The sequence below is a fragment of the Shewanella inventionis genome, from assembly GCF_014641855.1.
GTDB lineage: Bacteria > Pseudomonadota > Gammaproteobacteria > Enterobacterales > Shewanellaceae > Shewanella > Shewanella inventionis.
Genome location: NZ_BMII01000016.1, coordinates 45,456 through 69,671, shown reverse-complemented (window position 1 = coordinate 69,671; position 24,216 = coordinate 45,456). Strand labels below are relative to the sequence as shown.

24 protein-coding genes and 2 tRNA genes are annotated in these 24,216 nt (G+C 41.9%); 11 read left to right on the top strand and 15 right to left on the bottom strand.

Features of this window, described 5'->3' with window-relative positions:
- Positions 1-209: 209 nt before the first annotated feature.
- The 7 genes from IEW93_RS10785 to IEW93_RS10755 all read right to left on the bottom strand — a co-directional run bounded on the left by IEW93_RS10785 (position 210) and on the right by IEW93_RS10755 (position 6,834).
- Positions 210-770 carry a YqgE/AlgH family protein gene (locus IEW93_RS10785; protein WP_188739334.1) on the bottom strand — a complete coding sequence of 187 codons (561 nt, stop codon included), beginning with the start codon at positions 768-770 and terminating at the stop codon, positions 210-212.
- 28 nt (positions 771-798) lie between these two features.
- On the bottom strand, positions 799-1,128 hold the full coding sequence (gene yciH, locus IEW93_RS10780; protein WP_188739378.1) for a stress response translation initiation inhibitor YciH: 330 nt from the start codon (positions 1,126-1,128) through the stop codon (positions 799-801).
- Between the two features lie 457 nt (positions 1,129-1,585).
- On the bottom strand, positions 1,586-2,599 hold the full coding sequence (gene hemH / locus IEW93_RS10775; RefSeq protein WP_188739333.1) for a ferrochelatase: 1,014 nt from the start codon (positions 2,597-2,599) through the stop codon (positions 1,586-1,588).
- A 197-nt stretch (positions 2,600-2,796) separates the two neighbouring features.
- Entirely contained in the window at positions 2,797-3,330 is a 534-nt protein-coding gene (locus IEW93_RS10770) for a glutathione peroxidase (RefSeq protein ID WP_188739332.1), read from the bottom strand.
- 120 nt (positions 3,331-3,450) lie between these two features.
- The gene (locus IEW93_RS10765; protein ID WP_188739331.1) at positions 3,451-4,551 is read right to left on the bottom strand and encodes a hypothetical protein; all 1,101 of its coding nucleotides are present in this window, start codon (positions 4,549-4,551) and stop codon (positions 3,451-3,453) included.
- A 121-nt stretch (positions 4,552-4,672) separates the two neighbouring features.
- Complete coding sequence (locus IEW93_RS10760) at positions 4,673-5,785, bottom strand: PilT/PilU family type 4a pilus ATPase (protein WP_188739330.1); 1,113 nt, start codon at positions 5,783-5,785, stop codon at positions 4,673-4,675.
- Positions 5,786-5,796: 11 nt separating this feature from the next.
- Positions 5,797-6,834 (bottom strand): type IV pilus twitching motility protein PilT, encoded by a 1,038-nt coding sequence (locus IEW93_RS10755; protein WP_188739329.1) that lies wholly within the window; start codon positions 6,832-6,834, stop codon positions 5,797-5,799.
- A gap of 27 nt (positions 6,835-6,861) precedes the next feature.
- On the opposite strand from IEW93_RS10755, the gene IEW93_RS10750 reads away from it, so the two are divergent.
- The 7 genes from IEW93_RS10750 to IEW93_RS10720 all read left to right on the top strand — a co-directional run bounded on the left by IEW93_RS10750 (position 6,862) and on the right by IEW93_RS10720 (position 14,266).
- Positions 6,862-7,548 (top strand): YggS family pyridoxal phosphate-dependent enzyme, encoded by a 687-nt coding sequence (locus IEW93_RS10750; RefSeq protein WP_188739328.1) that lies wholly within the window; start codon positions 6,862-6,864, stop codon positions 7,546-7,548.
- 546 nt (positions 7,549-8,094) lie between these two features.
- Complete coding sequence (gene proC / locus IEW93_RS10745) at positions 8,095-8,913, top strand: pyrroline-5-carboxylate reductase (protein WP_188739327.1); 819 nt, start codon at positions 8,095-8,097, stop codon at positions 8,911-8,913.
- A 150-nt stretch (positions 8,914-9,063) separates the two neighbouring features.
- Entirely contained in the window at positions 9,064-9,612 is a 549-nt protein-coding gene (locus tag IEW93_RS10740; RefSeq protein ID WP_188739326.1) for a YggT family protein, read from the top strand.
- Positions 9,613-9,744: 132 nt separating this feature from the next.
- Positions 9,745-10,146, top strand: a complete 402-nt coding sequence (locus IEW93_RS10735; protein WP_223420107.1) for a DUF4426 domain-containing protein — start codon at positions 9,745-9,747, stop codon at positions 10,144-10,146.
- Between the two features lie 319 nt (positions 10,147-10,465).
- Positions 10,466-11,110, top strand: a complete 645-nt coding sequence (rdgB, locus tag IEW93_RS10730; protein ID WP_188739324.1) for an RdgB/HAM1 family non-canonical purine NTP pyrophosphatase — start codon at positions 10,466-10,468, stop codon at positions 11,108-11,110.
- Positions 11,111-12,250 (top strand): radical SAM family heme chaperone HemW, encoded by a 1,140-nt coding sequence (gene hemW / locus IEW93_RS10725; protein ID WP_188739323.1) that lies wholly within the window; start codon positions 11,111-11,113, stop codon positions 12,248-12,250.
- Positions 12,251-12,421: 171 nt separating this feature from the next.
- Positions 12,422-14,266, top strand: a complete 1,845-nt coding sequence (locus tag IEW93_RS10720) for a DUF885 domain-containing protein (protein ID WP_188739322.1) — start codon at positions 12,422-12,424, stop codon at positions 14,264-14,266.
- A gap of 743 nt (positions 14,267-15,009) precedes the next feature.
- On the opposite strand, the gene IEW93_RS10715 is transcribed toward IEW93_RS10720, so the two are convergent.
- The 5 genes from IEW93_RS10715 to trmB form a co-directional block, all read right to left on the bottom strand.
- Positions 15,010-15,951: a LysR family transcriptional regulator gene (locus IEW93_RS10715; RefSeq protein ID WP_188739321.1), complete on the bottom strand. Its 942-nt coding sequence runs from the start codon at positions 15,949-15,951 to the stop codon at positions 15,010-15,012.
- A gap of 340 nt (positions 15,952-16,291) precedes the next feature.
- Positions 16,292-17,104, bottom strand: a complete 813-nt coding sequence (locus IEW93_RS10710) for a YggN family protein (RefSeq protein WP_188739320.1) — start codon at positions 17,102-17,104, stop codon at positions 16,292-16,294.
- 283 nt (positions 17,105-17,387) lie between these two features.
- Positions 17,388-18,302, bottom strand: coding sequence for a glutaminase B (gene glsB / locus IEW93_RS10705; protein ID WP_188739319.1), 915 nt, complete (start codon positions 18,300-18,302; stop codon positions 17,388-17,390).
- Between the two features lie 6 nt (positions 18,303-18,308).
- On the bottom strand, positions 18,309-18,635 hold the full coding sequence (locus IEW93_RS10700) for a YggL family protein (RefSeq protein ID WP_188739318.1): 327 nt from the start codon (positions 18,633-18,635) through the stop codon (positions 18,309-18,311).
- 23 nt (positions 18,636-18,658) lie between these two features.
- A complete protein-coding gene (trmB, locus tag IEW93_RS10695) occupies positions 18,659-19,375 on the bottom strand; it encodes a tRNA (guanosine(46)-N7)-methyltransferase TrmB (RefSeq protein ID WP_188739317.1) in 717 nt (238 codons plus the stop codon).
- 215 nt (positions 19,376-19,590) lie between these two features.
- Between trmB and mutY the strand changes: the two genes are divergently transcribed.
- Entirely contained in the window at positions 19,591-20,664 is a 1,074-nt protein-coding gene (gene mutY / locus IEW93_RS10690; RefSeq protein ID WP_188739316.1) for an A/G-specific adenine glycosylase, read from the top strand.
- 33 nt (positions 20,665-20,697) lie between these two features.
- The gene (locus IEW93_RS10685; RefSeq protein WP_188739315.1) at positions 20,698-20,976 is read left to right on the top strand and encodes an oxidative damage protection protein; all 279 of its coding nucleotides are present in this window, start codon (positions 20,698-20,700) and stop codon (positions 20,974-20,976) included.
- Between the two features lie 68 nt (positions 20,977-21,044).
- Here IEW93_RS10685 and IEW93_RS10680 read toward each other — a convergent pair whose 3' ends face one another.
- Together IEW93_RS10680 and IEW93_RS10675 are read right to left on the bottom strand one after the other, a co-directional pair.
- Positions 21,045-21,620, bottom strand: coding sequence for a YceI family protein (locus IEW93_RS10680; RefSeq protein WP_188739314.1), 576 nt, complete (start codon positions 21,618-21,620; stop codon positions 21,045-21,047).
- Positions 21,621-21,674: 54 nt separating this feature from the next.
- A complete protein-coding gene (locus IEW93_RS10675; protein ID WP_188739313.1) occupies positions 21,675-22,226 on the bottom strand; it encodes a cytochrome b in 552 nt (183 codons plus the stop codon).
- Between the two features lie 559 nt (positions 22,227-22,785).
- On the opposite strand from IEW93_RS10675, the gene IEW93_RS10670 reads away from it, so the two are divergent.
- A tRNA-Phe gene (locus IEW93_RS10670) sits at positions 22,786-22,861 on the top strand.
- A 7-nt stretch (positions 22,862-22,868) separates the two neighbouring features.
- A tRNA-Thr gene (locus IEW93_RS10665) sits at positions 22,869-22,944 on the top strand.
- A gap of 400 nt (positions 22,945-23,344) precedes the next feature.
- On the opposite strand, the gene IEW93_RS10660 is transcribed toward IEW93_RS10665, so the two are convergent.
- Positions 23,345-24,046, bottom strand: a complete 702-nt coding sequence (locus tag IEW93_RS10660) for a SapC family protein (RefSeq protein WP_188739312.1) — start codon at positions 24,044-24,046, stop codon at positions 23,345-23,347.
- Positions 24,047-24,216 lie beyond the last annotated feature (170 nt).

Genomic DNA, 24,216 nt, shown 5'->3' with positions numbered 1-24,216 from the left:
TGAGATCTTTTATCAGGGATCCAGGTGTTTCTTTTGATTTTGCTTTTAAGCCTTAAAGCAACATCTGGGTTCCGGCTTTAACAGCGCTACCGGAACGACGTAGTCGAGCAGTGTAGCGTCCTAGCACCTAGCAGCGCAGCGCCCTCGAAGTGACGCAGTCACGCCCTAGAACCTACTACCTAGAACCTAGCTGCGCAGCGATACTATCATTAAGCATGACCAACTTGAGTCGACATTTGCCAAAAGTCGAAGCCTAAAGATTGGGTCGCGCTTTGCCAGATTTGCTCATAATCTACGTTAAACAGTAATTCTGGGGTGGCTTTAATGGTTAACCAGGTATTGTCTGCGAGTTCTTGTTCTAGTTGATCTTTACCCCAGCCAGCATAGCCTAAAGCGATAATAAAATTTTCGGGCGGATTACCGGCTGCAATCGAGGTTAAAATGTCGCGAGACGAGGTGAGCATTGAATAGTCACTGATTGTAACGCTATTGATCCAATTTTTTTGGGGCGTGTGTAATACAAAGCCGCGATCTGGTGACACTGGGCCGCCGACTAAAACCTCGTCATTAATTGCGAACATCAGTTCTGGTGAAGGATTGAGATCCATTTGCTCGAGCAGCCCTTCAACATCAACGCCTATAGGGCGGTTAATCATTATGCCCATTGCACCTTTGTCATCGTGTTCACAAATATAAATCACTGAACGTTCAAAGAATGTGTCGTCTAACGACGGCATGGCAATTAAAAAATGATCTTTTAAGCTATCCATATGATCTCCCAAGTCGTGTTGTTAGCGTTTATCCACCCGCTAATTTCACGGTGAAATTCAATTTCTCTAATATGGATTTAACAAGTTCACGGTTGTCTGTTTGCACTTCAATGTTGAAGTCTTTCACTGTACCACCACAGCCGCATTGTTTCTTAATTTTTTGGGCTAACTCTTTTAATGCCTTTTCGTCTAACCCTAGACCTTTGATAACACTAACGCCCTTGCCTTTTCTGCCTTTAGTGTCTTTATGAATACGCACAATACCATCACAGGTAGGCACTTCGGCTTGTGTTTTAGGCTCGTCGATACGACCTTTGTCGGTGCTGTAAACTAGGCTGATATTAGGATCTATTCTCATCATATTTCTTATTGATTGGCGTTTAGGGCAGTTTATCAAATCAAAAAAGCGGAGGCGAGTTTAGATTCTAGGGGCTAGGAACTCGCAGGCTCGCCAGAGAGCGGACTTCGTCCTTCTAGGTTCTAGGGGCTAGGGGCTAGGAACTCGCAAGCTCGCCGGAGAGCGGACTTCGTCCTTCTAGGTTCTAGGGGCTAGGGTCTAGGAACTCGCAAGCTCGCCTGAGAGCGGACTTCGTCCTTCTAGGTTCTAGGTTCTAGGTTCTAGGAACTCGCAGGCTCGCCAGAGAGCGGACTTCGTCCTTCTAGAATCTAGCAGCGCAGCGCCCTAGCAGTGACGAAGTCACGCCCTAGCACCTAGCAGCGAAGCGCCCTAGCAGTGACGCAGTCACGCTCTAGAACCTAGCAGTGACGAAGTCACGCCCTAGAACCTAGCAGCGCAGCGCCCTAGCACCTATCACCTAAATGAAAGGTTTAACCAAGTTGGCCATCATGTTGATGTGATCATCATTGTCATTTAGGCATTCGATATAACGGAATTTTTTGCCACCAGCGTCTTCAAATACATGGCGGTTTTCACCTTTTATCTCTTCCAGTGTTTCTAGGCAATCGGCGCTAAAAGCTGGACAAATAACGGCGATATCGGTGACTCCTTTTTCAGGCAGGCTGCCTATTGTTACGTCGGTATAGGGTTGTAACCATTTGGCTTTACCAAAGCGAGATTGGAATGTGGCGACATAGTCATCTTCGCTTAACCCTAGTTTTTCGACGACGAGGCGAGTCGTTTTCATGCAAAAACAGTAGTAGGGATCGCCAAGGTGTAAGTTACGCTCTGGCATTCCGTGATATGACATGACTAACTTTTGCGGTTTGCCATTGGTGTCAAAGTCTTTTTGAATCGATGCGGCAATGGCATTGATAAAATCTGGGTTGTCATGATAAGTATTAATAAAGTGCAATGAGGGTAAATAACGCCATTGCATCATTTCTTTGGCTAGAGCATCAAAGGCTGACCCGGTTGTGGGCGCCGCATATTGTGGGTACAAGGGTAATACAACTAGGTTATCAATACCTTGCTTGTGCATGCTTTGTAATGTGGTAGCCACCGACGGCGAGCCATAGCGCATTGCCAAATGTACACTGACATCATGCCCTTCGGCCTGCAATTGACTAGCTAATTTGGCTTGCTGACGCTCGCTAATATCAAGCAAAGGCGAGCCTGCATCTGTCCACACTTGTTTGTATAGCGCTGCTGATTTAGCCGGACGAATGCGTAAAATAATGCCGTGGAGGATTAACATCCAAACAAGTTTGGGGATTTCAACAACTCGAGGATCTGATAAAAACTCGGCTAGGTAAGTTCGTACTGCCGAGGCTGTTGGCGCATCGGGTGTGCCAAGATTCATAATTAAAACACCTGTTTTACCACGCGCTTTGTGGCCAGTGTCTTTGTCTAACCCTGAAAATCTAGCCAAAATGTAGTCTCCGTAATCTATCTAGGTAAACTCAGCTAAACGCAAAAATAGTCTTGATGCTTGTGTTAACTTATCGTACTCGTTTTGCTGAGATTAAAGTCATTATTTGTTGATTGTATCTTATTATTTATAAACAAAAAGAGCGCTAGGTATCGAATTGCATACCTGTTTGCGCTCTTTCTTATTGCTGCTGCGATTTATAATACAGTTTCTATCGCTTTTTTGATTTGTTCACTGTCAGGTTTTACTCGTGAATTAAACTGCTGGACAGTTTGTCCGTCACCTGAGACTAGGTATTTATAAAAATTCCATTTAGGTGAACCGCTTTTATCACCGAGGTATTTAAATACTGAATTGGCATTGTCGCCCCGTACAGGCGATGTTGCGACCATGGTAAAGCTGACACCATAATTGATAAAACACACATCTGCCGTTTTTGCTTCATCTTTTTCTTCTTGGAAAAAATCGTCAGAAGGAAAACCAATTACCACTAAGCCCTTGTCTGCATACTCTTTATGTAAAGCTTCTAGTGCTTCAAATTGCGGAGTAAAGCCGCAGTTTGATGCCGTATTTACAATCAAAACTGGCTTTCCCTGGGTGAGTTCACACAGGTTAACATTGTCTTTGGAGTGTAATTTACGTGCTTCGACATTGAGATACTCTGGACAGCTTGCAGCTGACACGCCCAAACTGCTAGTTAGTAGCGCTATTGCGGTAATATGTTTTATCATTTTTTCGTGTCCTTTACTCAAATTACATCGAATAAAAAAGGTATTGATAATCTACTTATCAATACCTTAGTTGATTATTTATCGCATTACGAATTACATCTGCAATAAGATCAACCCATGCTAAAAATATAAACCAACATTGATGTTCAATCTAGAGTGCCAGCCGGTGTCACCATTATCAATGCCTACACCTGAACCATTGATAAAGTACATGTTTTTACCCGCAATCCAATCAACGTAAGAATAAAACTTGCCCGCTGTAATTGCACAGCCAGTGACGTTTTGAATAGAGTCGGCTAAGCCATCACCCGACACCATCACTTGGCTATAATCGTTGTAGCAATTTAATTGGGTAATTGGCCCCCAATCAACATCAAACGACTTAGCAATGTTAACGATTGCCACATCAGCTTCAGCAGCTATATCTGATTGATACTGAAAAGCGCCAATAGCTACACGGTTGCTGTCTACGTCATAGTCGTAATGCATATATTGAACTTGTAATTGCCATTTTTGCCAGTCGGCTTGCCAATGTGCTGCAGCAGCAATGCTGTCTGAGTCTTCACCATTGACGTTTGCTGCATCGGCCACAAAATCTAACTGACTAAACTGAAGCGAACCACCTAACTTATGAGTCACCTCACCTGTAGTAAATTCACGTTCAATACGCGCATTTACTTGGCCAGATTCTTCGTATGGCGAATCACCGGTTGTTGCTACGTCAAAGGAGTAACGGTCATAACGTGATCCATTGGCGTATTCATCATTAGCAAAGTAGGCTACATCGTAACGCCAGCCATTTTGTTCATTTTTGTAATGCACACCAGCATCGTAATCATCTTCGAAACCAAGATAATAAGCAGCGCTAAACCAGAATGAATGTGCGGCATATGGCAAAAAACCAAATGGCACTTGAGTGACACCAACTTGTACCGACTGGGTTTCATCGAATTGATATCCCATATAAGCATGGTGTATCGCATCCATATCTTGATACCAGCGGTATTGCGCCGATGCAAATAAACCATCTTTAGATTGGTAATTAACATCTGCACGAAATAGTTCAAACTCTAACTTTGCGTTATCGTCATAATCTTTCCAGCCATAGTTAATGCGAACGGCACCACCAACATCTACCTCGTCGGTCACTTTAACTGCCAGTGCGGAGAATGAAAACAAAACAAGTGAAGTAGAAAGTGCAAATTTTTGCCATAAAAGCATGGGGCATCCTTGATAGGGAAATATAAATATTGAAATCAGTCAGCGATTATAACAAAAAAGGCCACAAGTTACTGCTTATGACCTCTCGAATTTAACTCAATGCTTAATATAATTAGCCAAGTTACCCCATATCCAAGGTTATGCCTTCCATCGTTCCTGCTGATGCGGCTTCGTTACCTTGCAATTTAATCATGAGACGTAAATCGTTTGGCGAGTCGGCGTGGTGCAATGCATCTGCGTAACTGATTTCGCCTTCGAGGTATAAGTCTAATAACGCTTGGTCAAACGTTTGCATACCCTGCTCGCGAGATTTACCCATGGTTTCTTTGAGTAAATGCAGCTCGTTTTTAGCAATAAGGCTCGCAACACGGGGGGTGTTAATTAATACTTCAATTGCTGCGCGGCGGCCTGTACCGTCAGATTTAGGGATAAGTTGCTGTGCCACGATGCCGCGTAGGTTTAACGACAAATCGAACAGTAATTGATTGTGCTTACTCTCTGGCACTAAATGCATAATACGGTCTAGTGCTTGGTTGGCGTTGTTTGCGTGCAATGTTGCCATACATAAATGGCCAGTTTCAGCAAAGGATAACGCAAACTCCATTGTTTCTTGGGTTCGGATTTCACCAATTAAGATAACATCGGGCGCTTGGCGCAGTGAGCTTTTCAGTGCCGCATCAAATGAGTCAGTGTCGATACCCACTTCGCGCTGAGTAATAATACTTTTGCGGTGGTTATGAACAAACTCGACTGGATCTTCAATGGTTAAAATATGACCGCGAGCGTGGGCGTTGCGGTAACCTACCAGCGCGGCAAGTGATGTTGATTTACCTGTACCTGTCCCACCTACCATAATGATTAGGCCACGCTTACTCATGACTAAATCTTTAAGAATGGCAGGCAGCTTTAAGTCGTCAACTTCTGGAATATTGGTTTCAATACGACGCATAACACAGCCAGCAGACTCTCGTTGCCAGAAGGCACTTACACGAAAACGGCCAAGCTCTTTGGCCGCAAATGCAAAGTTACACTCACTGGTGTCATGAAACTCTTTTTTCTGTACGTCAGACATTAGCGACTCAACAAAAGCTAAAGACTGCTGTGGTGTTAATTTGGTTTCTGATAACTGACGTAACTCACCATCAATTTTGGCACTTGGCGGAAAACCGGCAGTAATAAATAAATCTGAGGCCTTTTTCTCGACCATAATATTTAAAAACGGACGAACATCCATGATTCTAATCCTTAAAAATTAGCTTGTTTATTCGAGCTCTTTTGCATTGCATCTTCACGAGTAATGAGCCCGCGATTAACTAGATTTTGCAAACATTGATCTAGCGTTTGCATACCATGTGCCATACCCGTTTGAATGGCAGAGTACATTTGCGCGACTTTATCTTCACGGATAAGGTTACGAATTGCCGGTGTACCCATCATGATTTCGTGAGCAGCAACTCGGCCACCACCAATTTTTTTAATTAAGGTTTGTGAAATAACAGCCTGAAGCGATTCAGACAGCATGGTTCGTACCATACTCTTTTCACCTTCAGGGAAAACGTCAACGATACGGTCAATGGTTTTAGCCGCCGAGGTGGTGTGCAAGGTACCAAAAACTAAGTGACCGGTTTCGGCTGCGGTCATCGCTAATCGAATGGTTTCAAGGTCACGCATCTCACCAACGAGGATAACGTCAGGGTCTTCACGCAATGCACTTCTTAGGGCAGCATTGAAGCTGTGGGTGTGTTTGTGAACTTCACGTTGGTTAACTAAGCATTGTTTATTTTGGTGAACGAATTCGATAGGATCTTCAATGGTTAAAATGTGTTCGTGACGGTTTTCATTAATATAGTCGACCATGCCTGCAAGGGTTGTTGATTTACCCGAACCAGTTGGCCCTGTTACTAGCACTAATCCACGTGGAAAACTGGATATTTTTTTGAAAATCTCAGGGGCACCAAGTTGCTCTAACGATAAAATATCTGACGGAATGGTACGAAATACAGCGCCAGCACCGCGAGCCTGATTAAACGCGTTAACACGAAAACGAGCAAGGTTAGGCACTTCAAATGAAAAGTCGATTTCGAGGTGTTCTTCGTAGTCTTTTCGTTGCTTATCGTTCATGATGTCGTAAACCAGACTATGAACACCTTGATGATCGAGTGCGGGTAAGTTAATTTTTCGCACTTCACCGTCGACACGGATCATAGGAGATACACCTGCAGAAAGGTGTAGATCTGATGCTTTGTGTTTTACACTAAAAGCGAGTAATTCAGTGATTTCCATTGTAGAGACATCCATTTAATCAACATTATGACAACAATAGCAGACAGAATATCAATCGCCCAGCGCAGAATTAACCAAGCGGCGCAAAATTGTTCGCGAACGCCAAGCGACATCAGCTTACTTGCGGTCAGTAAAACTAAACCTATCAATGACATTGTTGCAGCATACGATGCAGGACAACGTCAATTTGGCGAGAATTATGTCCAGGAAGGTGAGGCAAAAATTACAGCCCTTGCTGGTGATTACCCCGATATTGAATGGCATTTTATTGGCCCATTACAATCAAATAAAACCAAAATTGTCGCCGAACATTTTGATTGGATGCATACCATCAGCCGCGACAAAATAGCCCAAAGGTTAAATGATCAACGCCCCGCACACAAAAAGCCGTTAAATGTGTGCATTCAAGTTAACATTAGCCAAGAAGACAGCAAGTCAGGTGTTGATGCCGCAGAGGTTGCCTCGTTAGCGCTTACTATCAGCAAGCTGCCAAATATAACGCTGCGGGGACTAATGGCAATTCCAACCGCCACAGACAATACCGATCTCCAGCAACAAGAATTTGCCAAACTAAAAACACTCTACGATCAACTAAAACAGCAATACCCAAGCATTGACACCTTATCGATGGGAATGAGCGGCGACATGGATATTGCTATAGCTAATGGCTCAACCATGGTGCGTATCGGTAGCGCGATTTTTGGTGAGAGATAAGTGATTTAGGTTCTAGGAGCTAGGTTCTAGGAACTCGCAGGCTCGCCAGAGGGTCTAGATTCTAGGAACTCGCAGGCTCGCCTGAGAGCGGACTTCGTCCTGCTAGATTCTAGAAGCGAAGCGCCCTAGCTAAATCTACCCGGTTGTCATCCCTGAGATCTTTTATCAGGGATCCAGGTGTTTCTGTAGATCTTAAAAGCGATTACGGAGTACAGAACGCTTTGCTTACGGGTTCTAGGAGCTCGCAGGCTCGCCTGAGAGCGGACTTCGTCCTTCTAGATTCTAGAAGCGTAGCGCCCTCGAAGTGACGAAGTCACGCCCTAGCAACTAGAAGCGCAGCGCCCTAGCAGTGACGAAGTCACGTCCTAGAACCTAGCAGCGTAGCGCCCTAGTAGTGACGCAGTCACGCCCTAGTACCTAGCAGCGAAGCGCCCTAGCAGTGACGCAGTCACGCCCTAGAACCTAGAACCTAGCAGCGCAGCGTCCTTTTATGTAACATAGCGCCATTAACGATTTAAATTCACTCTCTTAATGGATGTAATTGAAATGACTCAAGCAAAAGTATGTTTTATCGGTGCGGGCAATATGACTCGCAGTATTATTAGTGGCTTAGTCAAACATGGTTACCCAAGTGCACTTATTCATGCAACGAACCCAAGCCAGGGTAAGTTAGATGCGCTGCAACAAGATTTCTCTATTGAAGTGTCTAATGATAACGCAGCGGCGGCTCAAGCCGCAGATGTAATTGTATTAAGTGTAAAACCGCAACTGATGGAAGCGGTATGTAATGCACTTAGCCACCTTAATTTAGCCGATAAGTTAATCATCACTATCGCTGCAGGTATCCCTGCTGCTCGTTATCAAGAATATTTTAAGCAGCCTATTACGCTTATTCGTACTATGCCAAATACCCCAACTCAAATTGGCTATGGTATGACTGGCATATACGCTGAAGACAATATTTCAGCTGAGCATAAAGCCATATGCGAAACCTTAATGCAAAGCGGTGGCAACGTGGTTTGGGTTGATAGTGAAGAAGGATTAAACCAGGTGATAGCACTGTCTGGTAGCTCTCCGGCTTACTTCTTTCTATTTATTGAATCAATGATTGCCTCTGGTGTAAAAATGGGTATGCCAGAAGACAAAGCCAGATTACTCGCAGAACAAGCGGCATTAGGTGCCGCTCAAATGGTGATTCAAAATCAGCAATTGTCACTTGAGCAACTCAGAACCAACGTGATGTCAAAAGGCGGTACTACAGCTAAAGCAGTAGAAACCTTTCAGCAAGGCGACTTAGGTGGATTAGTTGATAAAGCTATGAACAACTGTGTGGCGCGGGCCCAAGAAATGGCAAAAATGTTTTAAATTAACGTTAAGCTTGAGTATAGATGAACGATTATTTATCTCAGGCTAAAATACTTGGTGATAATATTACATCGAGTGGTTAAGCGCTCGACCGTACAACAGCTCACTAAGCCCTATTTCAATTAATGGCATAAATGTAAGGCAATATTCATGAATGCAATGGTTTTTTTGATCAACACGCTGTTTGACCTATACCTGATGGTTGTCATTTTGCGCTTTTGGCTGCAATTAGTTAAAGCCGATTTTTATAATCCGTTTAGCCAATTTGTGGTAAAAGCAACTCAACCCATTATTGCGCCAATGCGCCGAGTATTACCATCAATGGGCAGCATTGATACTTCGTCAATGTTGTTAGCATTGATCGTTGTTATGCTAAAAATGTTAGTACTTACTTTAATTGCAGGCGCCAGTTTTGAGCTACTCACAATTTTGTTATTTTCAGTCGTGTCTGTGCTGAAAAATGCAGGCGTATTGCTATTTTGGATGTTACTTATTCGTGCAATTTTGAGTTGGTTTAATCAAGGATACAATCCCGTCATCATGATTATGACTCAATTAACGGAGCCAATTTTAGCCCCTGTACGTAAAATATTACCTCCACTTGGTGGCTTAGATTTATCGGTACTTGTGGTATTTATTGCGATGAATTTTTTAAACATGTTGTTTGCGCAGTACATTCCATTTTGGTCGATGATTTAAGCTTTTTAACCCAGTAACAATATTAAATGGCGGCCTGATAGTTCATATCATGTCGCCGTTAAACTACAGGAATTAATCATGTTAAAACCACTATTGAACTTACGCTATTTGGCGAGTGCATTGTTGTTGTCTATGTTGTGCTTGATTAACCTTGCACATGCAGAGCAAAAGCAACAAGTGGGTAATTTTGATATTCACTACATGGCACTTAACAGCACCTTTATCACGCCCGAAGTCGCAAAAACCTATGGTATTGAGCGAAGTGGTTATAATGGACTGGTGAATATCACAGTATTAAACACAAACTTAAAAGGCAACCCTGCGGTAGCAGTTGAGATATCAGGCATAGCCAACAACTTAATCGATGCGCGGATCACCCTTGATTTTAAAGAAATTCGCGAAGGTGATGCAATTTACTACATTGCAGAAGTGCCGTTTAGAGACGATCAAGAAGTTAATTTTGATATTGCGATAAAATATGCAAACCAACTCAATACATCACTTAAGTTTAAGCAAAAGTTTTATGTAGAATAACAAAGCGCCGATAGAACGACCTACGGTATCAACGACGCTGCCCTGCGAAAATCTAGAGACAAATCTTAGCAGCGCAGCGACCCTAGCAGTGACGAAATCACGCCCTAGGAGCTCGCAAGAGGGTCTAGATTCTAGATGCTAGAAGTGCAGCGTCCTCGTAACTCGCAGCGTAGCGCCCTAGCCCTAGCCCCTAACAGTGACGAAGTCACGCCCTCTAGCGTTCCTGCGAGCACCTAGAATCATAGCCGAAGAACCATAGTACACCGCTGCTTTGTTAGCGTATAATGTTGCAAATTTTTACCTTAGGTTGACCAATCTCATGCAATCTCCAACTCAACACATAGTGCTTGCCAGTGGTAATAAAGGCAAACTCGCTGAATTTGCCCAAATGTTTACCCACTATGGCATCGAAGTGTTACCGCAAAATCAATTTAATGTGCCAGATGTGGCCGAAACCGGTACCACTTTCGTTGAAAATGCCATCATTAAAGCGCGTCATGCTGCCGAAATTACGGGTAAACCTGCCATAGCCGATGATTCGGGTATTGAAGTTGACGCCCTTCAAGGGCAGCCTGGGATCTACTCTGCACGTTACTCGGGTTCAGGCGCGACTGAAACCAGCAATTACCTCAAATTATTAGCAGCCTTAAAAGATGAACCTCTTCGTTCTGCTCGTTTTCAGTGTGTATTGGTGTATATGCGCCATGCAAAAGACCCTACGCCGATAATTTGCCAGGCATCCTGGGAAGGCAGCATTAATATGGCGCCACAAGGTGAACAGGGCCATGGTTACGACCCAATATTTGTTCCACAAGGATTTGACTGTACTGCTGCGCAACTTAGCAGCGAGCAAAAAAATGCCCATAGTCACCGTGGTAAAGCCCTTGAGTTATTAATTAGTGCAATGAAGGCAAAGGGAATTATTGGCGAACAGCAAGTTTTCGAAACAAATGGCGGGCAATAAATGACTTTGCAGCTGCCGCCTCTTAGCCTGTATGTGCACATTCCATGGTGTGTACAAAAATGCCCTTATTGTGACTTTAATTCTCATGGCCAGCATGGTGAATTACCACAGCAGGAATATGTTGATGCGCTTTTGGCCGATTTACAGGCTGATTTGGGGTATGTGCAGGGGCGTAACCTACACACAATCTTTATTGGCGGTGGTACACCATCTTTGTTTGACGCAAGCCAAATTAAGCGTTTACTCGAGGGGGTTAATGCATTAATCCCTTTTGAAAATGATATTGAAATCACCATGGAAGCCAATCCTGGCACATTAGAGCATGACGATTTTAGCGCTTATCGTGCGGCGGGAGTAACTCGGTTATCCATTGGTGTGCAAAGTTTTTCTAAAGATAAACTTAATTTACTTGGGCGGATTCATAACGAAGATGAAGCAAAAGTCGCGGCAAAAAAAGCCAAACAAGCTGACTACTTAAGTTTTAATCTCGACTTGATGCACGGCCTGCCAAACCAAAGCTTTGCTGAAGCAATGCACGATATAGACACGGCCACAGCGCTTGCTCCACCGCACTTGTCTTGGTATCAACTCACCATTGAGCCCAACACCCTATTTCATTCAAAACCGCCACAATTACCAGATGACGAAAACCTGTGGCAAATATACGAGCAAGGGCAAAAGAAGCTTGCAGATTTAGGTTACGAGCAATATGAAATATCTGCCTATGCCAAACCGGGTTTTCAGTGCCGTCATAACTTAAATTATTGGCAATTTGGTGATTACCTGGGCATTGGCTGCGGCGCACACGGAAAAGTCACCATCGTAGAGCAAAACCGTATCGTAAGAACAGTGAAAATTAAGCATCCTAAGGGGTATCTTGCCGCAGAGAATTACACCTTTGAAACAACAGATGTTATTGAAGAAGATCGCCCATTAGAATATTTAATGAACCGCTTAAGGTTAATGACACCCATTGCAAAAACAGAGTTTGAACAGCGCACAGGACAATCGGCTGATGTGGTTAAACTCGGTATGCAAAAATCGATTGAAAGAGGCTTACTCACTGAAACAAACACCCATTGGCAGCTCACACCAAAGGGCCACATGTTTGTAAACGATTTATTGTCGCAATTTATATAATGCAACGAATATCGCCCAACTACATTTAAATTTATCTGGCGGCTCACTGACACAAATTATGAGCCGCTTTTTTATCATAAAATACACACTTTCTAACATTTGAATTAACACATTTAGCGCAAGCTTGATTAGGATGTCATCCTATAAATTGTGTACTTTAGGAAGATATCGATGCCCATCAACACCAAAACCACCATTATTGCGGTGGCGCTATCAAGCTTATTAAGCACAAGCGCGATTGCTCACACACATTCTTCTGCCGTATTTAGCCAACAAGAAAGTCAGGCCGTGGCGACAAATAGCGAGTCAGAAAAAGCCAATGCGCTATTTGAAACCATCTTTATGGAAAATGTCTTGTCTAATCCGGTTAATCAAACCTTTCTGGGCATAAAAAAAGATTACGGCAAATGGAATGACTTATCAGAGGCGGCAGCGGATGCCGACCTTGCTCGCGCAAAAAAACAGCTGGCACAACTTAATGCAATAGATGTTACCCAACTCGATGAGCAAACCGCCCTTAGTTTTACACTTTTACAGGCTCGCATAGAGCAGACTATTGCCGACGACAAATGGCGCTACCACACTTATCCGGTTAACCAGATGTACGGTGTGCATTCTCTAGTGGCCTCAATCTTAATTAACCAACACCAAATTACCGATGAAAGTGACGCAAAGGCATACATTAGCCGCCTAAACGGCACTGAAACGCTATTAGCACAATTAGAATCCGCATTGGAGCTAAGGGCTCAAAAACACATTATCGCGCCAAAATTTGTGTTTGCTTATGTGATTGCCGACAGTAAAAATATTATTTCAGGATTTCCTTTTAGCGACTCAGGTAAAGATAATCCGCTTTGGGCAGACGCCAACCGAAAAATCAATAAACTCGAAATAAGTGACGATAAAAAACAAGCTTTGTTAACTGAAGTTAAGCAAGCATTGCTCACTAAGGTTAAACCAGCCTATGAGCAGTTAATTAGTTATACCAAAACCTTAGAAGCCCGCGCCGACAACCGCGATGGGGTATGGAAATTACCCGACGGTGAAGCATTCTTTAATAATGCGCTAGCGCGGACCACAACTACTGATTTAACCGCAGATGAAATCCATCAAATTGGACTCGCTGAAGTGAGCCGTATTCATGATGAAATGCGACTTATTATGAAAAAAGTAAACTACACCGGAACCCTAGCCGAGTTTTTTACTTACATGCGTAATGACAAGCAATTTTACTACCCAGACACAAAAGAAGGCCAACAAGCCTATTTAACGCAAGCAAAAGCCTATATCGACAACATGGAATCACGTTTAGACGAAGTGTTTAAAGTTAAGCCAAAGGCTGCACTACTGGTTAAACAAGTTGAAGCATTTCGTGAAAAATCGGCTGGCAAAGCCTTCTATGATCAGCCTGCGCCTGATGGCTCGCGACCAGGTATTTACTACGCTAACTTGTACAAAATGGCTGCGATGCCTAAATACCAAATGGAAGCACTTGCATACCACGAAGGAAGCCCTGGGCATCATATGCAAATCGCTAAGGCTCAAGAATTACAAGGACTCCCAAAGTTTAGAAAATTTGGCAGTTACACCGCTTATGTTGAAGGCTGGGGCTTATATTCTGAGTATTTTCCAAAAGAAATGGGCTTGTATGTAGATCCTTATTCAGACTTTGGCCGTTTATCAATGGAACTGTGGCGCGCATGCCGTTTAGTTGTTGATACTGGCATCCATACTAAAAAGTGGACACGTGAACAAGCCATTGCTTATTACGTCGAAAACACACCAAATGCTAAGTCTGATGCAATAAAAATGGTAGAGCGCCACATCGTTATGCCATCTCAAGCTACAGCATATAAAGTGGGAATGATGAAAATTTTAGCCTTGCGAGAACAGGCCAAAAAGCAACTAGGGGATAAATTTGATATTCGAGAATTTCATAATGTTGTGCTAAGAAATGGCCCATTGCCATTAGATGTTCTTGCAGAGCAAGTGAATAAATGGCTTGAACACAGATAACCGACTTGTAAGATACACTAAGATGCAGCACTTATTGTGCTGCATTTTTTTACCAATCAGCACAATGATGTGATCATTCTGAACATCGCTTATAAAATTTTGAAGGTATAACAACTAGCTTGCTGCAATTTCTGCCTTATTATGAGCGATTTTTCCTACGCAATCTCTGATCACTTATTTATCCTGATTGGTATTATTTGGCGAAAATACAAAAAAATAACCCCAGTTCGATGCCTGGGGTAAACCAAATAACTAGGATGATGGTTTCAAAGCCGACATTGTTTTAGTTTGAAAAACGGTTGTCAGCACTGATTCAAAATTCGCTAAGTTGCTGATTTGGGCATTAACTGAAAAGGGGTCATTTCTCAGAAAATACAGGTTCAAATCATTCTGAATCAACTAGCTACTATTGTATTAAATTGAGAACAGACTGCAACAGCAAACATTTTCATATTGAGTAAGTCATTGATTAGTAATTCAGTAAAACACTAATTAACAAATAGCTTAAATTATTGATAAACATCAACAAAAAACAAAGCCGCATAAGGCTATTCGGCTTTGTTTTATTATACAAACAATGTTTCCACTTTTTTACTTAGCCTCAACTCTGGGTAAGAGATGAATAAATGACGTTGATTCTAACAATAACGCCATAAGATACATTCAAACTTGAAATTTGCGCTGATAACTACGTTATCGGTGCAAAGAGCTGTTTGAAATACATTTATTACCCACCGCTGAGGTTACTTACGAAGTTTGTATAAATGATCAAATTTAGCGTCCCAATATGGTGGGCTGCCAATATGCGTTTTAATAAAGTCGATAAATGCACTCACCTTAGGCGCTAAATGCTTACGGCGTGGGTAAACGGCCTGTAATGGCAAGTTATGCGTTAACTGCCAGTCGGGTAATAATGGCACTAATGTGCCCTGGGCAATTTCGTCTTCCATTAAATAACTGGCCAGATAAACAATCCCTAAACCACTGACGGCAGCTGATTTTAACGCTGGGGCATTGTCTACACGAAAATTACCTGAGACGCCGATTTCGCAGTAATCTTCGCCTTTTTTAAACTGCCACATACTGTGTTCGTGCCACTCACCTTGATAAACAAGACAATTATGTTCAACCAATTGTTCAGGGCGACTGATATTACCGTGCTTTGCAATATAACCAGGCGATGCAACGAGTAAAAACTGGCACTTCATTAGTGGTCTTGCAACCATACCTAATGGTAGTTGTTCTGACATGGTTAACAGTAAATCTAACCCTTCGCTAACAACATCCACTTTATGGTCAAGTAGGCTTACCTGCAATTCAAGCTCAGGATGGCGCGCCATAAAATCAGGCAAAGCTGGGATAATATGCATAGTACCAAATGACTGTGAAATACCCACTTTAAGTACGCCGCGAGTGGCGTCATTTAAATTATGCACACTGGCGACAGCTTGCTCTGCGTCGCGCAGCAATTCTTCACCCTGTAGGTACAACAAATTACCTGCTTCTGTCAGGCTCAAACTACGAGTGGTTCGCTGAATAAGCTGTACACCGAGTTTGTGCTCAAGATCAGCAACTTGTGTACTGACTTTAGATTTAGAAATACCAAGACGTCTGGCTGCAGCACTAAAACTTCCTGCTCGTGCAACATGAGTAAAAATTGCGATAGGTTCTAACAGTTCTAACATGAAAGTCGCCTTAAGCTGGTTACGACATTAATAAAATCAGGTGTTGTGTAGCTCGCTAATATGAACAGGCTCATTACTATTGGCGAGGTAAGCAATCACATCAACTCAGTCATATTTATTATTGCTAAACATAACTGCATCTAAAGTAGAGGGTATTTTCTTATATTTTGAGAGAGTATAACAAAAAAACACTCTCTTGCTCTATATTTATAATTGACAATTTTTTTATCAGAACAAAGAAAACAAGCTATGGCAGGCAGATGGGGACTTTTGCGATATAAAAAAAGCCCCTGTGTCTTGAAAAAGACGACAGGGGAGGTCAAGGAGATAGAGACTCAAATTACTGGGTGGTTTCGCCTAATTTAGCGAGGGTAAATGGTGCAAGTTCAGGGATTGCTTGTCTAGCCTGGTTTTCAAGAACTAACAGCCCTGCAAAGTCGTCACATACTTTTGTTGCTCTAGCCTCAAGACTTTGAGATTGTGATTCGAGTTGCTTTTCGATATCGCTGCCAACATTTTCCATTTTTTGAGAAAAAGCATTCATTTTTTCTTCAAAGGTGCCGCCTTCTGACGACATGATTTGGCCACCGAGTGTCATCATAAGTGCCCCCATTGAATTGGTGACCATTTGCTCTATCTCTTGTTCAAACTCTTCGTTAAAGGTTTTTTCGATAGATGCCTCGGTTGAACCAAGGTAAAACTTGTCACCCTGCTGATAGGCCATAGTGTCAACGCGTTGCTGAATACCATTCATTAATTTATCAATATGTGTACCAGCTGCATCGCCCAAAATTGGCGTTAACGCCATATTCACAGCTTGAGTGGCAATCGCAACAACATCACCTACAAGATCAATAACATCGGGTACTTGACGAGATAACTCTTCTGAGTATTGGGTCAGTAATTTTTGCTGTTTATCGTCTAGGGTTATTTTTTTACCATCTACGTATAATTGCCCTAGCTCAACACGATACTTTTCAGTGCCATTGTCACTTACTTGTAAATTTGTTGGCTCAACAGTGACATCATAATTTAACGTGACATTACACTTTTCATCATTTAATGACATTTTGGCCATGGCCGGTGTCCATGCCCCAGCAGTAAATAGCACGCTGCTTAACGCTAAACCACAAATCAACTTTTGTTTGGTCATAATCAAAACCTTTCTTTGTTGTGAATATTATTAATTGATTAACTATACCGAATACTTAGCACAAGTCATGCCACAATCGTAAAGCACTGATTTATATAAAAATGAGAAATCTAGGTATGATAATAAAATAAGATGAACAATCTGTAGCGGCAGTGTATTAGCAAAATAAACCAAAATGTAGTCTATTTTACAAATACCAATAATAATTAATTTTGCGAGATTTGGGGTGTTTATCTTTCGTGATTAAGATTAAATAATCGATAAAGATAAACACGCCCTAATATTAAAAAATTGAACGGCCTAATTGCTGGCTTATGTGCTCAAGCATAGCGGTACCCGCAAGCGAGTTACCGTTGGTATCAAGCTCTGGAGACCAAACACAAATAGACATATCACCAGGAATAACGGCAATAATCCCACCACCAACACCACTTTTACCCGGCATACCAACGCGATAGGCAAACTCACCTGCACCATCATATAACCCTGATGTTGCTAGCAATGCATTAAGCTGTCTATTTTGTACTGGCGTTACTAGGCTATCACCGTCTAATGTTTTGCCGCGATTGGCTAAATAAAACATGGCTCTGGATAAATCAGCACAATTCATTTTTAGTGAGCAATAATGAAAGTAACTTTTAAGCACAGTGTCTACATCGCCATTAAAATTACCAAACGACTTCATTAAATAGGCAATAGAAGCATTACGAGCACTAAATTGATATTCAGAGTCGGCCACCACTTTGTCGTAAGTTACACTAGGATTTTGGCTTAACTGCCTCACCACTTCTAACATACGATGCTTTGGCGCGCCCAAACGAGCCTGCAGTAAATCAGCAATAATTAATGCACCAGCATTAATAAAGGGGTTACGAGGCTTGCCACGCTCTAGCTCAACTTGAACAAGTGAGTTAAATGAATGCCCTGAAGGTTCTTTGCCTACACGATGCCAAATTTCATCTTCTGTATATAAGTTTAACGCTAAAGTTAAACTAAACACCTTGGAAATACTTTGGATAGAAAAGGGTTCAAGGTAATCGCCAGCACCAATAGTGGTACCATCGATAGTCGTTATGGCGATCCCTATTTTGTTGGGATCAACATCGGCAAGGGCAGGAATATACCCTGCCACTTTGCCTTTGCCCAATAGCGGCCTGACTTTGTCTACCGCTTCTTGAAGGAGTAATTGCTCTGGCAATTTGGCTTATCCCCACCAGATGTCGTACAAACTGCTTACTTCGAGTCCTGATACAGGCTTACCTTGCCAAAATGCTTTAACGGCGGCAACGTCTTCGTCAGTGCATTTGCCAATAGCTTGAGTGGCAATAATGCCTTCCCATTCTTTGTGTCCACCACCGTGAAAACCCAGTTTGCGAGGCTCAATGACTTCATCAATAAATTGATCAACTAAGGCATCTATATCAGCCTCAGACACCGATTCATCAAATACCCAGTTGATGTCAAAACCTAACTCTTGAAATTCATCAACTCGTAATTTTTTACGTAAACGACGGCTACGATTTTGCGCCATGATGTACTCTCCTGTTGCTAAAATTAAGCGGTGCGCTCAAACATGATGTCCCAAACGCCATGCCCTAAACGGTGTCCGCGCGCTTCAAACTTTGTTAACGGACGATGATCTGGACGCTCAACCACGGTACCTGTTGAGGATTGATTTTTATATCCCTGTGCAGCATTCATTACTTCTAACATATGCTCACTGTAGTTTTCCCAGTCTGTTGCCATATGAAATACGCCGCCAATTTTTAACTTTCGGCGTACTAATTGAACAAACTCAGGTTGTACAATACGACGCTTATGGTGACGTTTTTTGTGCCAAGGATCGGGGAAAAACAATTGCAAACGCGCTAATGAACCATCGGCAATACTATGCTCTAACACTTCCATTGCATCATGATGATATACACGTAAGTTTGTTACTTTTGCTTCACCCGCATCGGCTAAACAAGCTCCAATGCCGGGCTTATGAACTTCAATACCAATAAAGTTTTGCTCAGGCGCTTCGCTGGCCATTTGCACTAATGACGCCCCCATACCAAAACCAATCTCAAGAACGGTATCAGCTTCGCGGCCAAACACTTTTGTTAAATCAAGTGGTTGCGGCGAATAGTCTAGCCCCATTGCTGGCCAATGTGCCTCAATCGCCTGGGATTGCCCTTTTGTTAAACGGCCTTCACGTAAAACAAAACTTCTGATTTTACGAATATACTTACCGTCTTCGTTAAATTCAGCTGTGGTAACGTCGCTCATTATTGCCTCATTGCTTACATACGTTACATAAGGTTTATGCCTAGTGAAGTTTGCCTATCACTATTTACATCAACATTACGTCATTGTTATCTGTATTAATGGCGTATTATACCTAAAGTCGCCGCACATGTTTACGCTAAATTAGCATCGAGATTTTCATCTTGCGATAAAAACCAACTCTTGTGTAATAAAATGGCTATGGATACACTGCGCCCATGAAAAAAGTCACCTCATTTGCTGAGCGTATAATCGCTTGGTATGGCCTAAACGGTCGAAAAACATTGCCTTGGCAAATCAATAAAACACCTTACCGAGTTTGGGTGTCTGAGATTATGCTTCAACAAACTCAAGTTGCGACAGTTATCCCTTATTATGAAAAGTTTATGGCGAGGTTTCCTACTGTTGTCGCATTGGCTAATGCACCTCAAGATGAAGTACTGCATCTTTGGACAGGCTTAGGGTATTACGCCAGAGCGCGAAATTTACACAAAGCGGCTCAACACATTAGAGACCACTTTAATGGTGAGTTCCCGACTCATTTTGATGATGTTGTTGCCTTGTCTGGCATTGGTAAATCAACCGCGGGAGCCGTTCTGTCGTTATCGTTAGGTCAGCATCACCCTATTTTAGACGGGAATGTAAAGCGCGTATTGGCAAGACACAGTGCAATTGAAGGTTGGCCTGGCATTAAAACCGTTGAACAGCAATTGTGGCAATTAACCGAAAAATTGACTCCAAAGGCTGGAATTGAAAAATTTAATCAAGCCATGATGGATATTGGCTCTAGTGTGTGCACTAGAAGCAAACCACGGTGCGAATTATGCCCTGTGGCACTAGATTGCAAGGCTCAATTACAAGGCAACCAAAGCTTATATCCAGGTAAAAAACCTAAAAAAGTAACGCCCGAAAGATCCGCCTTTATGCTGGTAATGGTAGATAACAGCCAAAACATAACCAAAGTACACTTGGTTCAACGTCCTCCGGCGGGCATTTGGGGTGGGCTATGGTGTTTTCCGCAGTTTGAAACTCAGGCAGAATTATCCGATTATTTGCACATGCATAATCTGGTTGCCTCTGAGCAAGGTCTTGCTGGGTTTAGGCACACTTTTAGCCATTTTCATCTCGACATACAACCTGTACTGGTTGAGATAACACCTGAGTCGGCAACCAGTATCATGGAACAAAACGCTGCGCTCTGGTATAACATACAACAACCTGCGAAAGTTGGGTTAGCGGCAGCCACAGAGCGTATTTTGTCTAATTTAGCCGTCCTTTTCGCGACACATTAGTTTTATTTGTATTTACGTTAGTAAGGAATCATCATGGCTCGCACAGTTCAGTGTCTTCATCTTAATAAATCTGCCGACGGATTAGATTTTCAGCTTTACCCTGGAGAAATCGGCAAGCGTATTTATGACAATATCAGTAAAGAAGCCTGGGGCTTATGGCAGAAAAAGCAAACTATGCTCATCAATGAGAAAAAACTTAACATGATGAACATAGATGACAGGAAATTTTTAGAAACTCAAATGTTGAGTTTTTTATTTGAAGGTAAAGACGTTGAAATCGAAGGTTATGTGCCGCCGAGTGAAGACGAATAACTGACCTAAACTCAACATAAAAATATACATAAAGCCGCTTTTTAGCGGCTTTATGTTTTTCAGTACAATTATTGCTTAACCCCTTCAACGACAAGATCAAGTACTACATTTGCTGATGCAGGGCCTAGATCCATTTTTACGCCGTAGTCTTTCATTGCAAATGTGGTTTTACCGGTAAAACCTGCACGATAACCGCCCCATGGATCTTTACCTTCACCGATGGCCTTTGCATCTATGCTTAATGGCTTGGTCACACCATTAAAGGTAAAATCACCATTTATCACAAATTGATTATTACCATTATCAACTATAGAGGTAGACACAAAACTGGCTTCAGGGAATTTGTCAGTATTTAAAAAGTCTGCACTGCGTAGATGCTTGTCACGCTCAGCATGGTTAGAGTCAACACTGGTAGTATTGATTTTTACATTGACTTTAGCGTCGGCAATTTTAGCTTGATCAAAACTAAAGTTACCGGAAAAATCATTAAAGCGCCCAACAACAAAACTGTAGCCCAAATGACTAACACTAAATTGAATTGAGGCATGTGCCCCTTGTGTATCAATAACATAATCGGCAGCATTAGCAGATACCGATAAAAATAAAGATGAGCCAATCATTGCCGCAAGTAGATGTTTTTTCATTATGTTGTCCTTTAATGTGTATCTATAAAATTAATTATGTCCAAACCTGTAGCGTTACTTTCTGCGAGCAGGTTTGAGCATCCTCGTTAAGGTATTATCTTTGTCAAAGAGGTGATGCTTTATGGCACCTAAAGCATGCAATACAACTAAGACGATTAAAGTGTATGCAAGATATTGGTGTACCACGCCAGCGATGTCTGCCTGGTCATCCATAAATGCATTCGGAAATGGCACAGCAAACCAATCAAAAACCCATATATCACGACCATCTGCCGTTGAAATCAAAATGCCAGACACCATGATCAATAACAGCAATACATATAATGCTCTGTGGGTCCACTTTGCTAATTGCTTTTCCCATGAGCTGTGTTCAAGTGCGTTAGGCGTTGTTGACACGGCTTTCCAAAGCAATCTTAGTAAGGTTACCCCCAAAAAGAGTAGCCCTATACTTTTATGAATATGTGGCGCAGTTTGATACCAGCTACTGTAATAAGTTAGATCGACCATCCAAAAGCCAAGGCCAAACAACCCAAACACAGCGATTACTGATAACCAATGCAATAAAATCGCCGTTAAACCATAACCTGATGATGTATTGTTAAACATTCAATAGTCCTTAAATAACTCACCCCAGTTTAATACTAATTTTAAAAAAGAAAATCAGTTAAATTAGCCTATTGCATTCTAAAAAATAGAACGGTTTACGCGAGAACATCTTTTTAATCGAATAACGTTCGCATAATTAGTTCCTGTAGTGGTTTATAGCATTAGTGGTTTGCTATATTAGTGATTTACTACATTACTGGTTTAGAACATGAGTGCTTTAGCACACTGGATCACATAGCTTTCACGTCAAAAATATAAAACCTAGGTTTTTTTTCGCGATTTATTGAAATTTAGCAGTTATTAATATTGATAAACACAGTCTTTACTCAGTTTTGCCCTTCATTTTTTATAGTCAAATAGCCACTTTGCGCTAAAAACCAACGAAAACAGATAAAATTGCAGCAGTTTGCACATTAACTAGCCGAACGAGTAAAAAGATTTAAAAAGCACTTGCACGATAAAATCCATCACTATATTATGTGCGCACTCCAGACGAGACAGGCACTGATTACCAAGTTAGTACCTAGTTTGAAGTAGTAAACTAACGCTTAGTTTAGTTGCCCGAATAGCTCAGTCGGTAGAGCAGAGGATTGAAAATCCTCGTGTCCCTGGTTCGATTCCGGGTTCGGGCACCACAATTTAGCCGGCATAGCTCAGTTGGTAGAGCAACTGACTTGTAATCAGTAGGTCCCGAGTTCGACTCTTGGTGCCGGCACCATAAAAAACAAAAAAGCCACTCATTGAGTGGCTTTTTTGTATCTGTTTATACCAATCAAGATGAATAATACCATTTCCATTAATTATGTGACCAATCAGAGTCGCTCAGACTGTTCAGTTTGAGGCGCATTGTTGAAATAATGGCTATTCCCTTCTAAGGCAATGCAACAAAGAAATGGACTGTCTGAGCGTCTCCTGCAAGGCGGGTTTCTGTGCCTTCTATGCTGCTTAATAGTATTTTGACGTAGAGCAACTATGCCTACAATCCTATTACTTGCCTAGAAGACACAGAATTCCCGCTGAATGACCAGATAATTAGTGGAATTGGTATAAGTGATCATTCTTGTGCTGTAAAAAAAAGACACCCTACTGAGTGTCTTTTTAACTGTGTCAAAAAGTGGCTATCGCCCTTGCATTTCAACTCTTGCAAGGCGATTAACTTGGTTTAACGAACCTAAATGTCCATAGATTGGACCGAGTAATCCGCGTTTTTTCAAATCTAAAAACTCGTCGTCACTTAAGGCGTTAAGTTTTTGCTCGTCAATAACATATAGACCATTAATATTGCGTTTTTCGCCAGCCACATCAACCGTTAATGTTTGATTGATTAATAAGCCTTTTTCATTTAAAAAACCGAGAATGCCACGAGTAGCTTGGTCTTGTTCATAATGACTAATTAACGCTTTCTTACGCGCGTCTAAAAATGGCGTTTCTTTACCGTCTTCAAATAAGGCTTGGCCTTCAGTTTTACTCACTTCTTTTGCTTCTTCACGGATCCCAATCCAGACTTTGTCTTTTACATCAGGATTTAGCACTAACCCCATTGGGTAATCACGAACCACAGCAGGAATGTACAAACCATGCCATTTTCCGTCTTTTACACTTAAATTTTGCCCAGGCTTTAAGCCTAGCATTGCAACTGACTGAAACTCATTAGTATCACTATTTTTAACAAATACGATTGGGTATTCTGTTGCAGCTCTACTCACTTCATGAAGCGTTACAGGCACGATATGTTGCTCTGCTACGTGTGAATAGTCACTTGGGATAAGCTTTAAATCACCGTGTTTTGTTTGTTCTAATAGTGTAATTTGGTTTTGCATCTTGGCTCCCTGAGGCACAGATTATCTTGTTTGATGTACGTATAGCGTAATTACGATACGAGAGTTAACAACTCGTTAATAACAGAAACTACCAATATCAATCTTAAATTCAAGTACATTTAGATTAAATTGTGCTTATTCACATTAAAAGCTGCTTTATTGTGCAACAA

What these genes read in the sequence shown, in the direction of transcription:
- IEW93_RS10760 (WP_188739330.1), bottom strand. Translation starts at nt 5,785, where the DNA reads ATGGATGTTCGTCCGTTTTTAAATATTATGGTCGAGAAAAAGGCCTCA.
- IEW93_RS10685 (WP_188739315.1), top strand. Translation starts at nt 20,698, where the DNA reads ATGGCTCGCACAGTTCAGTGTCTTCATCTTAATAAATCTGCCGACGGA.
- IEW93_RS10680 (WP_188739314.1), bottom strand. Translation starts at nt 21,620, where the DNA reads ATGAAAAAACATCTACTTGCGGCAATGATTGGCTCATCTTTATTTTTA.
- hemW (WP_188739323.1), top strand. Translation starts at nt 11,111, where the DNA reads ATGACTTTGCAGCTGCCGCCTCTTAGCCTGTATGTGCACATTCCATGG.
- IEW93_RS10660 (WP_188739312.1), bottom strand. Translation starts at nt 24,046, where the DNA reads ATGCAAAACCAAATTACACTATTAGAACAAACAAAACACGGTGATTTA.
- IEW93_RS10765 (WP_188739331.1), bottom strand. Translation starts at nt 4,551, where the DNA reads ATGCTTTTATGGCAAAAATTTGCACTTTCTACTTCACTTGTTTTGTTT.
- IEW93_RS10720 (WP_188739322.1), top strand. Translation starts at nt 12,422, where the DNA reads ATGCCCATCAACACCAAAACCACCATTATTGCGGTGGCGCTATCAAGC.
- rdgB (WP_188739324.1), top strand. Translation starts at nt 10,466, where the DNA reads ATGCAATCTCCAACTCAACACATAGTGCTTGCCAGTGGTAATAAAGGC.
- proC (WP_188739327.1), top strand. Translation starts at nt 8,095, where the DNA reads ATGACTCAAGCAAAAGTATGTTTTATCGGTGCGGGCAATATGACTCGC.
- IEW93_RS10710 (WP_188739320.1), bottom strand. Translation starts at nt 17,104, where the DNA reads ATGACCAAACAAAAGTTGATTTGTGGTTTAGCGTTAAGCAGCGTGCTA.
- IEW93_RS10785 (WP_188739334.1), bottom strand. Translation starts at nt 770, where the DNA reads ATGGATAGCTTAAAAGATCATTTTTTAATTGCCATGCCGTCGTTAGAC.
- IEW93_RS10715 (WP_188739321.1), bottom strand. Translation starts at nt 15,951, where the DNA reads ATGTTAGAACTGTTAGAACCTATCGCAATTTTTACTCATGTTGCACGA.
- IEW93_RS10735 (WP_223420107.1), top strand. Translation starts at nt 9,745, where the DNA reads ATGTTGTGCTTGATTAACCTTGCACATGCAGAGCAAAAGCAACAAGTG.
- IEW93_RS10770 (WP_188739332.1), bottom strand. Translation starts at nt 3,330, where the DNA reads ATGATAAAACATATTACCGCAATAGCGCTACTAACTAGCAGTTTGGGC.
- IEW93_RS10755 (WP_188739329.1), bottom strand. Translation starts at nt 6,834, where the DNA reads ATGGAAATCACTGAATTACTCGCTTTTAGTGTAAAACACAAAGCATCA.
- IEW93_RS10750 (WP_188739328.1), top strand. Translation starts at nt 6,862, where the DNA reads ATGACAACAATAGCAGACAGAATATCAATCGCCCAGCGCAGAATTAAC.
- trmB (WP_188739317.1), bottom strand. Translation starts at nt 19,375, where the DNA reads ATGAGCGACGTTACCACAGCTGAATTTAACGAAGACGGTAAGTATATT.
- mutY (WP_188739316.1), top strand. Translation starts at nt 19,591, where the DNA reads ATGAAAAAAGTCACCTCATTTGCTGAGCGTATAATCGCTTGGTATGGC.
- IEW93_RS10675 (WP_188739313.1), bottom strand. Translation starts at nt 22,226, where the DNA reads ATGTTTAACAATACATCATCAGGTTATGGTTTAACGGCGATTTTATTG.
- yciH (WP_188739378.1), bottom strand. Translation starts at nt 1,128, where the DNA reads ATGAGAATAGATCCTAATATCAGCCTAGTTTACAGCACCGACAAAGGT.
- IEW93_RS10740 (WP_188739326.1), top strand. Translation starts at nt 9,064, where the DNA reads ATGAATGCAATGGTTTTTTTGATCAACACGCTGTTTGACCTATACCTG.
- IEW93_RS10700 (WP_188739318.1), bottom strand. Translation starts at nt 18,635, where the DNA reads ATGGCGCAAAATCGTAGCCGTCGTTTACGTAAAAAATTACGAGTTGAT.